The 15,154-nt window shown below is 58.6% G+C and carries 11 protein-coding genes; 7 read left to right on the top strand and 4 right to left on the bottom strand.

What is annotated here, in order from left to right:
* Positions 1-230: 230 nt before the first annotated feature.
* Positions 231-1,508: an MATE family efflux transporter gene (locus tag AAC076_RS13240; protein ID WP_339846435.1), complete on the top strand. Its 1,278-nt coding sequence runs from the start codon at positions 231-233 to the stop codon at positions 1,506-1,508.
* A gap of 156 nt (positions 1,509-1,664) precedes the next feature.
* Here the strand turns inward: AAC076_RS13240 and AAC076_RS13235 are convergent, their stop codons facing one another.
* Positions 1,665-2,249, bottom strand: a complete 585-nt coding sequence (locus tag AAC076_RS13235; protein ID WP_339846433.1) for a DUF6151 family protein — start codon at positions 2,247-2,249, stop codon at positions 1,665-1,667.
* 310 nt (positions 2,250-2,559) lie between these two features.
* Between AAC076_RS13235 and AAC076_RS13230 the strand changes: the two genes are divergently transcribed.
* Positions 2,560-3,378 (top strand): HDOD domain-containing protein, encoded by an 819-nt coding sequence (locus tag AAC076_RS13230; protein ID WP_339846430.1) that lies wholly within the window; start codon positions 2,560-2,562, stop codon positions 3,376-3,378.
* Positions 3,379-3,530: 152 nt separating this feature from the next.
* Here AAC076_RS13230 and AAC076_RS13225 read toward each other — a convergent pair whose 3' ends face one another.
* Complete coding sequence (locus tag AAC076_RS13225) at positions 3,531-4,730, bottom strand: serine hydrolase (protein WP_339846428.1); 1,200 nt, start codon at positions 4,728-4,730, stop codon at positions 3,531-3,533.
* A gap of 246 nt (positions 4,731-4,976) precedes the next feature.
* On the opposite strand from AAC076_RS13225, the gene AAC076_RS13220 reads away from it, so the two are divergent.
* Positions 4,977-5,957 (top strand): arsenic resistance protein, encoded by a 981-nt coding sequence (locus AAC076_RS13220; RefSeq protein WP_339846426.1) that lies wholly within the window; start codon positions 4,977-4,979, stop codon positions 5,955-5,957.
* Between the two features lie 57 nt (positions 5,958-6,014).
* Positions 6,015-6,614, top strand: coding sequence for a class I SAM-dependent methyltransferase (locus tag AAC076_RS13215; RefSeq protein ID WP_339846424.1), 600 nt, complete (start codon positions 6,015-6,017; stop codon positions 6,612-6,614).
* Here AAC076_RS13215 and AAC076_RS13210 read toward each other — a convergent pair.
* Complete coding sequence (locus AAC076_RS13210; RefSeq protein WP_339846422.1) at positions 6,611-7,378, bottom strand: FCD domain-containing protein; 768 nt, start codon at positions 7,376-7,378, stop codon at positions 6,611-6,613. The two genes, AAC076_RS13215 and AAC076_RS13210, sit on opposite strands and share 4 nt — an antisense overlap.
* Positions 7,379-7,695: 317 nt before the next feature.
* Between AAC076_RS13210 and AAC076_RS13205 the strand changes: the two genes are divergently transcribed.
* From AAC076_RS13205 to AAC076_RS13195, 3 genes are all read left to right on the top strand, one after another.
* Entirely contained in the window at positions 7,696-9,390 is a 1,695-nt protein-coding gene (locus AAC076_RS13205; RefSeq protein ID WP_339846421.1) for an L-lactate permease, read from the top strand.
* 88 nt (positions 9,391-9,478) lie between these two features.
* On the top strand, positions 9,479-10,624 hold the full coding sequence (lldD, locus tag AAC076_RS13200; protein WP_339846418.1) for an FMN-dependent L-lactate dehydrogenase LldD: 1,146 nt from the start codon (positions 9,479-9,481) through the stop codon (positions 10,622-10,624).
* Positions 10,625-10,652: 28 nt separating this feature from the next.
* Positions 10,653-13,466, top strand: a complete 2,814-nt coding sequence (locus tag AAC076_RS13195) for an FAD-binding and (Fe-S)-binding domain-containing protein (protein WP_339846415.1) — start codon at positions 10,653-10,655, stop codon at positions 13,464-13,466.
* 32 nt (positions 13,467-13,498) lie between these two features.
* On the opposite strand, the gene AAC076_RS13190 is transcribed toward AAC076_RS13195, so the two are convergent.
* Positions 13,499-15,133, bottom strand: a complete 1,635-nt coding sequence (locus AAC076_RS13190; RefSeq protein WP_339846414.1) for a ShlB/FhaC/HecB family hemolysin secretion/activation protein — start codon at positions 15,131-15,133, stop codon at positions 13,499-13,501.
* Between the last annotated feature and the right edge of the window lie 21 nt (positions 15,134-15,154).

Genomic DNA, 15,154 nt, shown 5'->3' with positions numbered 1-15,154 from the left:
CCTCGGTGCCTCGATTATAAGGCCTGGAGGTGTCTACGAAACTAGGGGCGATTCACTAGTCTTGGGTTACCATCGCAATAGTGCCGACCTCCGCATTCAGCACCTCAGACCCTATCAGCCTTGGCCACCCTCATGATTCAGAATTCGCCTTGAAAAACACCCCGACGTCACCCTCCCTGACAAGTGGCTCAGTCCTGGCCCACATCGTAAGGCTATCAATCCCGGCATCAATGGGAATGCTGTTCAACACCTTGTACAACCTCACAGACATCTGGTTCGCGGGTTACCTTGGTGACGACGCGCTTGCCGGCTTGTCGATCGCAGGCAGCGTGTTTTTCTTGTTGCTTTCCATTGGTATCGGAATACAGACGGGTGCGTCAGCCATGATCGCGCCGGAGGTTGGCCGAGGCGCCTTGGGTGATGGCACAAGTCAGGCCAAATACTGGATCGACAACGTCTGCGGAATGGCGATTGGGTTCAGTGTTATCTCGATTTTGCTCGGTGCTTTAGCCGCCCGGCCCTTGGTCGTATTGCTGGGAGCAGAGCCGAATATCGAACCGTTGGCCATGGAGTATTTGTGGGTAACACTGGCAGGCTCCATCGGCTTCACCCTCTCCTTTGGTGCCGCGGGTGCTTTGATGGCCCTGGGGGATACCAAGTCCAACCGCAACGCACTAGCCATTGGCTTTTTTGCGAACTTTGCATTGAATCCGCTTTTCACGTTTGCCCTCGGGCTTGGCGTGACGGGAATAGCATTGGCAACCGTAACTATTAAATTGGCAACTGCCTTTTACCTGTTACGCGTGCTTGCCAAACGGCTGAATATCCGCATAAGACCTGCGTTCGACTGGCCTCGTTGGCAAGCGTTGCTCAAACAGGTGCTGCCCGCTAGCTTCAACATGCTCACCATCGTTCTGGGTGGCTTCATTACCGTGGCGCTGATTGGGCAGTTTGGCAGCAATCACGTGGCTGGTTACACCGTGGGTTTGCGGCTTGAACAGCTTTTATTGTTGCCTGCACTGGGTTTGAACAGCGCGGTTATGGCTATTGCCGGTCAGAATATGGGGGCCGGAAACAATTCGCGAGTGGCTGAGACTTACCAGAAGAGTTTGTTGATTGGACTGGCTATGGCGCTGGTTTCAGTTCCGGTCATGTACTTTTTATCTCCGCTCATGGTGGGCCTTTTCACCGACGCCGAGGCAATACAGCGCACCGGCATAACCTATCTCAGAATCGATGCTCTAGCGTTTTATGCGTATGTGGTTCTATTCCAAAGCGTCGCGATGCTGCAGGCAATGCGCAAGCCCATGTTCCCGATGTACCTCGGTATTGCAAGGCAACTGGTGATACCTGCAGTGATTAACTATGCGCTCATCGTGCTATGGGGTTACCCCATGGTGTCCATGTTCTACACCATCGTAATTGTGGTGATGGTAAGCGCCGTAATAGCGCACTTTTATACCAAGCGAGAGATTGGCAGGCTGCCTCGAGCTGTCGCTCTCGATTGATCATCTGGGTGCCATGGATTTCCAGGATAAATAGGTCACTTCAGAGTCGATGCGCGGATAAAAATGTACTCCTCCGGTCAAGCCCCGTGGCTGCATCCATCATCGATGAAATCAGTTTTCAACAAGTATCGCCTCTCATACTCTTGCCTGCCCATCTTATAACGTCTCACCTGGACTCAGAATGCGCGGGCTGGCTATCGGGTCGCCCTTACGGGTAAAAAGTGGATTGGGTCGTGCTTTGCCGCCCAGCTTCCAGCCGAGCATTTTCAGAATAAGTTTACCCACGTAACCGCGTGCGGGTGCCGCGTTGAGCTGACTGTTGGGTATCTGACCGGTAGCGCCGCGCAGATTGACACAGGCACGCACTGGACCCAGCTTGGTTTCACGTTCGGGGTCGGCGATGAAGCAATGAATCAATCCAATCATCGGTACCCGGGGAGAAAGGGTATTACCGATCGGGGTGTTACAGCAGCCGGCATACCAGCGGTAAAGTCCTTTTTCGCTCAAGCGCAGGCAGCGAATCTGATCCTGACCCTGATGAATCTGCAGTCGCGCGGGCGGCAATTGATAGATGTCGGTACCGCCCTGTTCATCGAGTACCACCGCGCCTGCCTGCAGGGCATGGGCAAAGGCTTGGCAATCCTTGCAGTAACAGATAACGCGGGTTCGGTCCGCAGGGTTGATATTAATAGCCCGGCCTTTGATCTGACCACAGCGACATTGCAGTACGAGGTTATCCATTGTCTTGCTCCTTGCGACACTAATGCGGCTGGTAAAAACCAGAGGGGACACTTCCAGTGTGCTCGAGTGCGCCGAGGACTGCATCCGTTTCACCTGCCAACCAACCCTCATTCTAGGCACGCAATTCGCCGCCTGCATGCTATTTGCGATCTGGCGCTGACGAAACGAAAAAACATCGAGTATTAAGCGTCAGCCTATTGCTCTGCCGTATTGCTTTCCAACAGCGTGGGACGTACTTTTGATGGCAGTCTAACGAACAAGAACCGCTGGACATGGCGTTACAGCGGCCTGTTACCAAGGAGTTCCATGAATGGATATAAATGAGTTATTAGCGCAAAAAGATAAGCTCCCTAACGTACCTGAGGTAGTCAAAGAGCTTATTCAGGTATTGTCCGACGAAAATGCGAATCTGGATGCCATCGCAAACAAGGTTGCCAAAGACCCGACCTTGTCGGTGAAGATCTTACGCATGGTGAATTCTTCTTACTACGGGCTGCCGCGCAAGGTCGATTCGATCGATGAGGCTATTGTGAGGATCGGATTAGAGCGCTTGAAGGTCCTGGTGATCTCCTCAGGCTTATCGGGCTCTGTCACGGGTGAAGTAGAGGGGCTGGATATCAAACGGTTTTGGAATGAGTCTTTTGAAACAGGTGAAATCTGCAAGATCATTGCCAAAAAAACCAGTGCCGTTGACTCAAGTGTTGCTTTCACGGCTGGCATTATCAGCAATATAGGGCGTTTGCTTCTGCATCTGACAACGCCCAATCGCGCTAAAGCAGTACAGGCACTGGTTGACGAAGGGGGAGATCGTAACGCCGCGGAACTGGATCGTTTTCAATTCACCAGCCCCGAAGCTGGCGCCGCGTTGCTGGAGCTCTGGAAACTGCCAACCGAGCTTTGCGTCGCCGTGCTGCAACAACGGTCGCCCTTGAACCATGCCAACCCGAGCCCTTTGTCGGCGGTTATTTGTTTGGCTGAGCAGATGATGTCTGCTCGTAAAAAAGGCTCCAATGCAAAAGACATTGTGGATTCGATATCTTTTCCACTCGTTGCACTTGCTGGAGTGAAAGATGGATTGGGTGACATCGCCGAGCAGGTGGATAAATTGGAACGTATGGAAATCGTGTAGCCTCAATACCTTTTCAATTTCAACCTAGTCTTATTTTCGTTTCTTAAGTCAGCATGCGCCCAGTCATTTACTTTGCGAGCCAAAGTAAATGACTGAGATCTGGCAGTCTGAACACTGCATTGAATTAATGCTGTTGCACTGACGCGCTACCTCTAAGGCTGCACCTCCCGATCGATTGCCAATTGCACTTGCCGGTAAAAAGCCAAGCGTTCTTTAGCCTGGTCACCGCCTTGACTATCAGTCGCCTGCGGCCAGTTACCATTAGAGGCGATCACCAATTGCCGCTTGGGATCGATAAAGATGCCCTGGCCGAAAATCCCCTGGGCGATGTAGGTGCCATCATCCAGCGTCCACCATTGATAGCCGTAGCCGTGTCCGGGCACGCCAATATCAGCCTGTTTGGTTGTTGCCTTGGCAATCCAACCCTCAGGTAGCACGGCCTCGCCACCGGCGATACCGCCGCCCATGATGAACAAGCCAAAGCGGGCAAAGTCCCGGGTCGCAGCCTGCATGCAGCAGCCACCGATTTCATGCCCACCGGAACCCAACAGCCAGGTTGCGTCCTGCTGCATACCAAAAGGCTTCCAGATTTTCTCGGACAGGTATTCAGACAACGTTTTGTTAGCGGCGGAACTTGCCAGCACGCCGATCAGGTTGGACTCGCCGGTTTTATAAACCCACTTGGTGCCGGGCGCAGCCTCTGCTTTCAGTTGGCGCATATAACTCACGGTCACATCCACGCCCGGCTCGGCCTTGTGAGCGTTGAACAGCGCCACGTCTGATTGCGGGTCCGCATAGTCCTCGTTCCAGGCCACGCCGGATGTCATGGTCAGCAGTTGCTCGATGGTCACGTTATCGTAGGCGGAACCTTTGAGATCAGGGATATAGTCCGACACCATGTCATCGGCACTCTTGATGTAGCCATCCTTGATGGCAGCGCCCACCAGAGTTGAGGTAAAGGATTTGGCAACCGAGAAACTGGTCCAGCGCCCCTCAGGGCCGAAGTCCAGCCCGTACTTTTCCAGCCGAACCTTGCCGCCCTGCACTATCACCAGGGCTGCGGCGCGCTGCGAATCCATATAGGCATCCACATCCAACCCGATGTCCAGCGGCGCGCCCTCAGGCAATGGGTATACATCATCCCCTGCCGCAATGACCCGGGATTGACTCAAGGCTGGAACGCGATCCAGGGCACGAAAGCCAGCATCGCGCTGCGCTGTAGACCAGAAAAGCACATTAGCGTCGGTTGGGAAGCTCAAAATCAGCCTGCGCATATCCTTGTCGGCTGTCGCCCAGAAAATGCCGCATCCCACTACAAGCAGCAACGCTATAGAGATGATCCATTTTTTCATGCGTACTCCCCTTTATTTTTGTACGGCCATAGTAGAGGAGCCGGGCAGGTTTTGATCGATGTAAACAGGCGCATAAGCAGAAGTGATTTAGCAGGGGTTGCTGTGGCAATACTTCCACTCCCCTGACGACCTACTGTTTATACTCTGCGAATATGACTAGAGAGACCCTTCGATATTCGGCTGACATGCGCGAGTACCCCCAAACATACCGGAGCACTTAATGCTCTATTCCAGGAGTCGACACTGTTGAGCCGGGACCTTCTGGAACGCCACCAGGTGTGGATCTATGTTGTCGCCATTCTATGTGGCCTGGTCCTCGGCACCCTGGCGCCGAGCAGCGCATCTGTTTTTGAAGCGTCTCTATGGCCGGTTCTGGCAGCGCTGCTATATGCCACTTTTATGCAAGTACCGCTACTGCATGTGCGGGAGGCTTGCCGAGACCGACGTTTTCTTGTGTCCATGGTGCTAGGCAACTTCATATGTATCCCGCTACTGCTCTGGATCATATTGCCGCTGTTGCCCGATGATCCAGCGCTGCAGCTGGGCGTTTTGTTGGTGCTGCTGGTGCCCTGCACGGATTGGTTCATTACCTTTACTCACCTCGGCCGAGGGAATGCCGCCAAAGCCGTTGCCACCACACCTCTGAATCTGCTGCTGCAATTGCTCCTCTTGCCAATCTACCTCTGGCTCATGCTGCCAAAAAGCCAACTCGATGCCGCACAAATCACCGTCACAATGCTGCCCGCCGCGCTGGTGTTGATTGTCCTGCCATTGCTGCTCGCGGCCATCACCGAGCGCTGGATGGAAACGCATGAGGAGCGAGCTGCCTGGCGCGAGCATCTGGCGTGGTTGCCCGTGCCCTTGCTGGGTTTGGTGGTATTCATGATTGCTGCGGCGCAGGTCAACACGGTAATCTCCGCTGGCCCGATTTTGTTGGCGGTTATTCCGGTCTTTGTCGGCTTTCTGGTTTTTTCTGCCCTGTTGGCGCGTGGGCTCACTCGCTGGCTACGGTTACCCCTGGATTCCGGTCGCACGCTCGCGTTCAGCATGGGTACGCGCAATTCCTTTGTGGTTCTACCCTTGGCACTGGCGCTGCCAACGGGCTGGGAAACCGCAGTGATTGTTATCGTGTTCCAGTCTCTGGTGGAGCTGTTCGGCATGGCATTTTACCTGTGGTGGATACCGCACCGGCTGTTCAAACCGGCAACATCTGTTTTCGTGGATTAACCAATGCCAGCGGATTTCCCATGCCCTGTCTGCCATAGCCCTGATTGCAGGCACTTCATGCAAGTTGAGTCACGGGACTACTGGCGATGCCTGCACTGCGAGGTCACCTTCCTCGATCCCGCCCAATTACCAGACGGCTCAGTGGCGGAACAACAGTACAGGCTGCACCGTAACGAGGTTGAAGATGCTGGTTATCGGCGTTTCCTCGGGCGGGTGGCAGACCCGCTGCTGGCACGCCTGGAGCCCGATCAATCTGGCCTGGATTATGGGTGCGGACCCGGCCCGGCCCTGGCCTCGATACTGAGCGAGGCAGGTCACCAGATGAGCATCTACGACCCGCTGTTTTTTGATAACCCTGAGGTTCTTGAGCGGCGTTATGACTTCGTCACCTGCACTGAAGTCGCCGAGCACTTCCATCATCCCTTCGACGAATTCGCTCTGCTCGACCGCCTGCTCATGCCGGGCGGCTGGCTCGCGGTGATGACGATGTTCCAGACCGACGACGCCGCCTTTGCCAAGTGGCACTATCGACGTGACCCCACCCATGTGATGTTTTACCGGGAAGCCACCTTTCAGGCCATTGCCCGGCTGCGCAACTGGCACTGCGAGATACCTTGCGCCAATGTGGTGCTACTGAAGAAGGCCGGTAGCTGCTAGAGACTCTGGCGCCGCTGCGCACGGGCCACGCGATGACTTTCTTCCAGCACGTCGGCCAGCACTTCCTGGACGTAGTGGATGTGGCGGTCAGAACACTCTCTCGCCTTCTGCGCCTCGCCAGCCATGATTGCCCGATACAGCTCGCCGTGTTGGGTCATAAGCATGTCGCGGGTTTCTGTACGCTGCGCATACATACCGCCAATGTTGGTGACCACGTTGCGCTTGAGTAGAGCAAAAAGCCCGCGAATCGTATGCAGCAACACAGCGTTATGGCTGGCCTCGGCTATAGCCAGATGAAAGCGCGCGTCGGCAGCGCCCTCCTCGGCACGACTGACCTCGCCAACCCGCGAATAGCAGTCCTGCAGCGCCTCGAACGCCTCGGTCAAACGTTGGCGGTCCGGCTCGGTGGCTCGCTGGGCAGCATAAAAGGCGCAGGATCCTTCAAGGGTATGCCGAAACTCGAGCAGGTCGCGCTGGGCTTCGGGGTTGTCTTCGAGCAAGGGCAACAGGGGGTCGCTGAAGGTCGATCCCAGGGATTCGGCAACATAATTGCCGCCGCCCTGGCGGCTGACCAAAAGCCCCTTGGCCGCCAGTTTCTGAATCGCTTCACGAAGGGATGGCCGCGAGACACCAAACTGTTCGGCCAGTACCCGCTCCGCCGGGAGGCGCTCGCCAGCCTTGAGCGTACCTTCGAGGATCATGCCCTCAAGCTTGGTGACAATGTCATCCGACAAACGGCGTGCTCGTATCTGACCAAAACCCATGTTTTTCTCCCACCCCTCTCGCCACCTTGCCAAGCGCTCTGCTGCACGCTAACGAGTCAGTCTAACCAGCCGCTGAAGCGCTCACAACACGCTTTCCATCCTGCGCCCTGCGACCAAAGTTGTAGCCCCGGCAGATTGACACCCCGGGATCAGACTCTTAGTCTGAACGCTACGCATTGTAAATTGGTAATACCAATCATGCAGCCCCACAATAATTCGAACAATGACTGAGGTCTATATGCCGATCGTATTCATCCACCCCTGTCGTGATGTGGCTCTGCTCTGCCGCCCCACACAACTCTGAGCGGAGATTCACCATGTCTACCGGACTCCTCGCTCTTTTGGCGTTCTCCCCGATTCTACTGGCAGCTATTTTGCTGGTAGGTATGCGTTGGCCCGCCAGGCGAGCCATGCCACTGGTGTACCTGGTCACCGCTGCCGTAGGCCTGTTTGCCTGGGACATGAGCTTCAATCGTGTGTTGGCTTCTACCCTTCAGGGCCTGGTGATCACCATCGGGCTACTGTGGATCATCTTCGGCGCGATTCTGCTGCTCAACACTCTCAAGCACTCGGGCGGTATCACCGCGATTCGCGCGGGCTTTGCCACCATCAGTCCAGACCGCCGCATTCAGGCAATCATCATCGCCTGGCTGTTTGGCTGTTTTATCGAGGGCGCTTCGGGTTTTGGCACACCCGCGGCGATTGCCGCACCCTTGCTGGTCGCGATCGGCTTTCCGGCGATGGCCGCCGTGCTCATGGGCATGCTGGTGCAAAGCACACCGGTATCCTTTGGCGCAGTGGGTACGCCCATTGTGGTGGGTGTGAGTACCGGTCTGGATTCAGCCGTGATCGGTGCGCAGTTGCTCGAGCAGGGTTCTTCATGGGCGCAGTTTCTGCAGTTGATCACCAGCGAGGTTGCCATCATCCATGCGATCGTCGGCACAGCGATGCCCCTGATCATGGTGCTGATGCTCACGCGTTTCTTTGGTACCGACAAGAGCTGGAAGGCGGGCTTCGAAGTATTGCCGTTTGCCTTGTTTGCGGGTCTGGCCTTTACCCTGCCCTATGCAGCTACCGGCATTTTCCTGGGTCCGGAGTTTCCTTCACTGGGTGGCGGGCTGATCGGCCTGGCGATTGTGACCACCGCGGCACGCAAGGGCTTTCTGTTACCCAAGACTACCTGGGATTTCGCCCCGGCAAAGGACTGGCCGAGCGAGTGGCTGGGTACCGTCGAGATGAAGCTGGACCAGTTGACCGCCAAATCCATGAGCAGCTTCCGCGCCTGGTTGCCCTATGTGCTGGTCGGTCTGTTACTGGTGGTCAGCCGTGTGGTTCCCGAGGTGAGCGCCGGCCTCAAGGCAGTGATGCTCAACTTCCCCGACCTGCTGGGTGAGACTGGCGTCAGCGCCAACTTCATGCCCCTGTATCTGCCAGGCGGCATTCTCGTCGCGGTGGTGCTGGCTACCTTCTTCCTGCACGGCATGAAGCCGCGTGAGCTGGGCGCTGCCGTGAAGGAATCCTCGGGCGTGCTGCTGAGCGCTGGCTTTGTGCTGCTGTTTACTGTGCCCATGGTGCGCATACTGATCAACTCCGGCGTCAACGATGGGGATCTGGCGAGCATGCCGATCCTGATGGCGCTGTGGGTCGCCGACAGTGTGGGCGGCATCTATCCGCTGCTGGCACCGAGCATCGGCGCCCTGGGCGCGTTCATTGCCGGCTCCAATACCGTCAGCAACATGATGTTCAGCCAGTTCCAGTTTGGTGTGGCCAACAGCCTGGGCATTTCCAGCGCCCTGATTGTCGCGGTACAGGCGATTGGCGCAGCGGCCGGCAACATGATCGCGATTCACAACGTGGTTGCCGCTTCCGCCACGGTCGGTCTGCTGGGTCGCGAGGGCAGCATCCTGCGCAAGACCGTATGGCCGACGCTGTACTATGTGCTTTTCACCGGTCTGATTGCCCTGTTCGCCGTGTACGTACTGGGTGTGAGTGACCCGCTGGTGGTTGGTTGACCGCCACCCGTAACGCGTTGACCGGAGCGGTTGCAGTCCATGCGACCGTCCGGTTTTTCCCGTCTTCTGCCGTTTCAGAGTGATGCCCATGATCATTTCCGCCTCCACCGATTACCGCGCCGCAGCCCAACGCAAACTGCCGCCGTTCCTGTTCCACTACATCGATGGTGGCTCCTATGCCGAGCACACTTTAAGACGCAACGTCGAGGACCTGTCCGGTATCGCCTTGCGCCAGCGCGTGCTGCGCAACATGTCGGAACTGAGCCTGGAGACCCGACTGTTCAACGAGACATTGGCCATGCCAGTGGCGCTGGCACCGGTGGGGCTGACCGGCATGTATGCCCGGCGCGGCGAGGTGCAGGCAGCCAAGGCGGCAGCGGCCAAGGGCATTCCCTTTACCCTGTCCACCGTTTCGGTATGCCCTATCGAAGAAGTGGCGCCGGCCATCGACCGGCCCATGTGGTTCCAGCTGTATGTGCTCAAGGACCGGGGCTTCATGAAGAATGCACTTGAGCGCGCCAAGGCGGCCGGTGTGACCACCCTGGTGTTTACCGTGGATATGCCGGTGCCCGGTGCCCGCTACCGTGATGCGCATTCCGGCATGAGCGGCCCCAACGCGCCCATGCGCCGCATGCTGCAGACGGCAACGCACCCGGCCTGGGCCTGGGACGTGGGCTTGCTTGGCCGCCCCCACGACCTGGGTAATATCTCGACCTACCGTGGCAACCCCACCGGCTTGGCCGATTACATCGGCTGGCTGGGCGAGAATTTCGATCCCTCGATTTCGTGGAAGGACCTGGAGTGGATTCGTGAATTCTGGGACGGCCCGATGGTCATCAAGGGTATTCTCGATCCGGAAGACGCCCGCGATGCAGTGCGTTTTGGTGCCGACGGCATCGTCGTCTCCAACCACGGTGGGCGGCAGCTCGATGGCGCCCTGTCCAGCGCCCGCGCCCTGCCCTCGATCGCCGATGCAGTAAAGGGCGATCTGACCATACTGGCCGACTCAGGCGTACGCACTGGTCTGGATGTGGTACGCATGCTGGCCCTGGGAGCCGACACCGTGATGCTCGGGCGTGCTTATATCTATGCGCTGGCCGCCGCTGGCGGCGCGGGTGTGAGCAATCTGCTGGAGCTGATCGACAAGGAGATGCGCGTGGCCATGGTACTGACGGGTGCCAAGACCATCAGCGAGATCAGCGCCGATTCGCTGGTCCGCGAACTGGGCCACTGAGCTGCCACCCACCCAATCCGGAGTCGCCATGAGTCTGCCCGCCGCCTTTCTGACTGCCGTACAGGACATTGTGCCGAAGGAGCGGCGTTTTGATGACCCGCTTTCGACGCTGGCGTTCGGCACCGACGCCAGCTTTTACCGGCTGATACCCAAGTTGGTGGTGCGCGTCGAGTCGGAACAGGAGGTGGTGCAACTGCTGCAACTGGCGGGCAGCCATCGGGTGCCGGTGACCTTCCGCGCCGCGGGCACAAGTCTGTCCGGTCAGGCGATTTCCGACTCATTGCTGATCGTGCTGGGCGACCACTGGGGCGCCCGCGAGGTACGCGACGAGGGTCGGCAGATCCGCCTGCAACCGGGCGTGATCGGCGCCCATGCCAACTCGGTGCTGCTGCCATTCCAGCGCAAGATCGGCCCCGACCCGGCGTCGATCAATGCCTGCAAGATCGGCGGCATTGTCGCCAACAACGCCAGCGGGATGTGTTGCGGCACCGCGCAGAATACCTATCACACCCTGGCAGGCATCCGTCTGGTGCTGGCCGATGGCAGCGTGCTTGATACCGAGGATGCGCAGAGCGTGGCGGCCTTCGAGTCCAGCCATGCATCGCTGCTCGAGCAACTGGGTGAGCTGGGCCGGCGCACCCGGGCCGACACGGCTCTGTCCGACCGTATCCGGCACAAGTACCGCCTGAAAAACACCACCGGACTGTCGCTCAATGCCCTGGTCGATTTCGACCAGCCACTGGATATTCTCAGCCACCTGATGGTCGGCTCCGAGGGCACCCTGGGCTTCATCAGCGCGGTGACCTACAACACCGTTCCGGACTATCCATTCAAAGCCAGCGCCCTGCTGATATTTCCCGATGTGCAGAGCTGCTGCCGCGCGGTGACCGTGCTCAAGCCGCAGCCGGTCTCGGCAGTCGAGCTGCTGGACCGGCGCAGCCTGCGCTCGGTGGAAAACCAGCCGGGCATGCCCACCTGGGTGAAGGACCTTTCGGCAAACGCCTGCGCGCTGCTGATCGAATCCCGTGCCGCCAGCCAGTCCCTACTGCATGAACAACTGGCGCTGATCATGGCCTCGATCGCCGACTTCGCGCTGGAAAAATGCGTGGAGTTCAGTGAAGACCCGCTGGTCTACAATCAGTTGTGGAAGATCCGCAAGGACACCTTCCCTGCCGTGGGTGCAGTGCGTCAGACCGGCACCACGGTGATCATCGAAGACGTGACCTTCCCCATCGAACAACTGGCCCAGGGCGTCAACCGCCTGATCGAGCTGTTCGAGCGCCATGGCTATGACGAGGCAATCATCTTCGGCCACGCCCTTGAGGGCAATCTGCATTTCGTCTTCACCCAGGGTTTTGACGATCCGGCCCAGGTGGCCCGCTACGAAGCCTTCATGCACGACGTAGCGCAACTGGTCGCAGTGGAATTCGGCGGCTCGCTAAAGGCCGAACACGGCACCGGCCGTAACATGGCCCCCTTTGTCGAGTTGGAATGGGGTAGCGACGCCTATCAGCTGATGTGGCAGATCAAGCGCCTGCTCGACCCCCAGGGCATTCTCAACCCCGATGTGGTGCTCAGCGAGGATCCACAGATTCACCTCAAACACCTCAAGCCGCTGCCCGCCGCCGAGGAGATAGTCGACAAGTGCATCGAGTGCGGTTTCTGCGAGCCGGTCTGCCCGTCACAGGGGCTTACCCTGAGCCCGCGCCAGCGCATCGTGATCTGGCGTGATATCCAGGCGAAGAAACGCGCCGGTATCGATACCACTGCGCTGGAACGTGACTACCGCTACCAGGGCATCGATACCTGCGCCGCCACCGGCCTGTGCGCCCAGCGCTGTCCGGTGGGCATCAATACCGGCGATCTGGTGCGCAAGTTGCGCGCACGGGACGCGAACAGTGTGCGCACCGCCAACCTGCTGGCAGACCACTTCCGTGCCGCAGTCGGCGCCAGCCGCGCCATGCTCTATCTGGCCAGCGGCGCCCGTGCGACCCTGGGCGCGCCATTGCTGGCCCGCACCTCGGCCGCCCTGAGCAAGGCCAGCCGCGGGCGCGTTCCGCAATGGACGCCAGCCATGCCGGAACCGGCCCGGCACATGCGCTTGCCCGTCACTAACGACGACTCGCGACCCAGGGTGGTGTATCTGGCCGCCTGTGTTTCCCGCGCCATGGGCCCGGCGGCGACGGATGCCGAGCAGGTGCCGTTGATGGACAAGACGCGCCTGCTACTGGAAAAGGCGGGCTACCAGGTGGTGCTTCCTGCGGCACTGGATAGCCTGTGCTGCGGTCAGCCCTTTGCTTCCAAGGGCTATGCCGAGCAGGCCGAGCGGAAGAGGCAGGAACTGATAGCCGCCCTGCTCGAAGCCAGCCGTGGCGGTTTGGACCCGGTCTACTGTGACACCTCGCCCTGCACCCTGAGCCTGCTGCAGGAGGGCGCCGATCCGCGGCTGGATGTCTATGATCCGGTACGCTTTATCCGCGAGCACCTATTACAGCGCCTGGATTTCACGCCACAACAGGCGCCCATCGCAGTGCACGTGACCTGCAGCACCCAGCACCTGGGCGAAGCCGAGGGTCTGATCGATATCGTCCGGCGCTGCACAAACGAGGTAGTGATTCCCGAGGGTATCCACTGCTGCGCTTTTGCCGGCGACAAGGGTTTCAGCACACCGGAGCTGAACGCCCATGCCCTGCGTAACCTCAGGGACGCGGTGCAATACTGCGGAGAAGGCATCAGCACCAGCCGTACCTGCGAGATTGGTCTGAGCCAGCATGGCGGCATCGACTACCACGGGCTGGTCTATCTGGTGGACCGGGTGACCCGGCCGAGACTCAATCCCTAGCCGCCAGGGCGGGCAGATTCAGCGCAGCGCTGTTACCTGCCCCACTCCCAACTCAAACGGGCGTAAAGGACCCAGTCATCCTGGTCGGGCAGAACATCGTCCAGAGCATTGGCATAGGTCATATTGGCCGAGAAGCCCTTTACACCCGTCCAGCCAAGGCCCACACCCACCGCCTGGGCTGTCTGGGAAGGGTTCTTCGAGAGCACCGTGCCAAAATCATAGAAAACAAAGGGATCGAGATCACCGCCCAGTGCGCTCATGCCACTGTAGTGGGTTTCGAGACTGGTCTGGATGCCGTAGTCACCGCTGATAAGCCCTGGCGCGTAACCACGCACCGATGTCGGCCCGCCGATGGAATAGGCTACAGCGCCGGGTAGCGCCTCTTCATTGGTGTATTGATAATCCATCTGCGCCAACCCGTACCAGTCGGACTGGCCGTACTGGTAATAGGCGCTCGCATCGCCATTCAACACCGCGAAGCTCGAGTCTCCGTCAGTGGCGGCGCGGTTCTGCGCGTTCACCCAACCGACCAGTTGCCGGGCTGAAATCTGCCAGCCAGAACCTAGCCAGGTCATTTGCGCACCGGAACTCAGCTTGCTGATGGTGTAGTCACTGATGTCCGCCCCGAGCACCGAGGTCGCAGAGCTCGAATACATCGCCGAGCCAAGCGCGTTAAGCCAGAAATGATTGGACGAGATGGCGAGCCAGGACGCATCAAGGGTGATACTGGTTGAATCGCCCTCTACCGAGAGATCCTCGAAATCGCCCTCGGTCACCTCTGACTGGTTGACGGCGAGACTGCCACCCAGGCGCCAGCGGCTGGCTTTGACCGGTGCGCTATAGATGGCGGTAACGGACTGGTTACCTGCCGACGCGAGCGCATACAACAGGCCGCGGTCATTGCCGGTGAAGACCCCCTGACGGCGATAGATTGCGCCCACTTCGGCCACCCCGGAGCTTTCATAACCATAGTTGTCGACAAACAGCTGGACTGTGTTGCGCAAGGGCTCATCCACGGCCACGACAATATCCGTCAGCCCGAAGTCCTTGCCGGCGCGCAACTCGGCCTGCAGGCGCGCATCGTTGACCCGGTTGAACTCCAGGATATTGCTTTCCAGGGCGTTCATGTCCACCAGCGTCTCGTCGGCCGCAAAGGGCACCCACTCCCGCACATAGGGCTCGTCAAGGTAGGTGTTGCCTTCGATCACCATCTCGCCCAGCTTGCCTTCCACCAGGCGAATAACCACCACCCCATCCGTTATGGACTGCCTGGGCAGCAGTGCCGTCGCGGTATAAACGCCTTTTTCCCTGTAGGCGGCGTTGATCTGGGTAACCATCCGGTTCAGATCGGATAACTGCGTGGGCTGACCCAGGTAGGGCAGCACAATGGTTCTCAGCTCCTCAGCCAAGAGCAACTCCGACTGGGTAAAACGCACGCTATTGAGGATAAACGCGGGCCCCTCATCGGGCGTATCGCTAACCTCGGGCGCAATCGGCGACTCTTCACGCTCCTGCAACTGCCTGCGTTCCTGCAGGTTCTGCTCCCGGCGCAGCAATTCCCTTTCCCGCCCGGCAGGATCAGCTACCCCCGACAGGGTCTGAGCCTGGACGCTCGGAATGAGCATGCTGAGTAAGATCACCTGCCAACTTAGACGCCAATAATTCATTCGATATTCCTGGTTGTGAAA

The organism is uncultured Halopseudomonas sp. (assembly GCF_963977355.1).
Taxonomy (GTDB): Bacteria; Pseudomonadota; Gammaproteobacteria; order Pseudomonadales; family Pseudomonadaceae; genus Halopseudomonas.
Note: the sequence above shows the minus strand (reverse complement) of the source record. Positions and strands in the feature narration are given on the sequence as shown.

Bases quoted from the DNA above. Each gene is read 5' to 3' on its own strand.
- AAC076_RS13195 (WP_339846415.1), top strand. From the start codon at position 10,653: ATGAGTCTGCCCGCCGCCTTTCTGACTGCCGTACAGGACATTGTGCCG.
- AAC076_RS13210 (WP_339846422.1), bottom strand. From the start codon at position 7,378: ATGGGTTTTGGTCAGATACGAGCACGCCGTTTGTCGGATGACATTGTC.
- lldD (WP_339846418.1), top strand. From the start codon at position 9,479: ATGATCATTTCCGCCTCCACCGATTACCGCGCCGCAGCCCAACGCAAA.
- AAC076_RS13225 (WP_339846428.1), bottom strand. From the start codon at position 4,730: ATGAAAAAATGGATCATCTCTATAGCGTTGCTGCTTGTAGTGGGATGC.
- AAC076_RS13190 (WP_339846414.1), bottom strand. From the start codon at position 15,133: ATGAATTATTGGCGTCTAAGTTGGCAGGTGATCTTACTCAGCATGCTC.
- AAC076_RS13215 (WP_339846424.1), top strand. From the start codon at position 6,015: ATGCAAGTTGAGTCACGGGACTACTGGCGATGCCTGCACTGCGAGGTC.
- AAC076_RS13230 (WP_339846430.1), top strand. From the start codon at position 2,560: ATGGATATAAATGAGTTATTAGCGCAAAAAGATAAGCTCCCTAACGTA.
- AAC076_RS13240 (WP_339846435.1), top strand. From the start codon at position 231: ATGGGAATGCTGTTCAACACCTTGTACAACCTCACAGACATCTGGTTC.
- AAC076_RS13235 (WP_339846433.1), bottom strand. From the start codon at position 2,249: ATGGATAACCTCGTACTGCAATGTCGCTGTGGTCAGATCAAAGGCCGG.
- AAC076_RS13205 (WP_339846421.1), top strand. From the start codon at position 7,696: ATGTCTACCGGACTCCTCGCTCTTTTGGCGTTCTCCCCGATTCTACTG.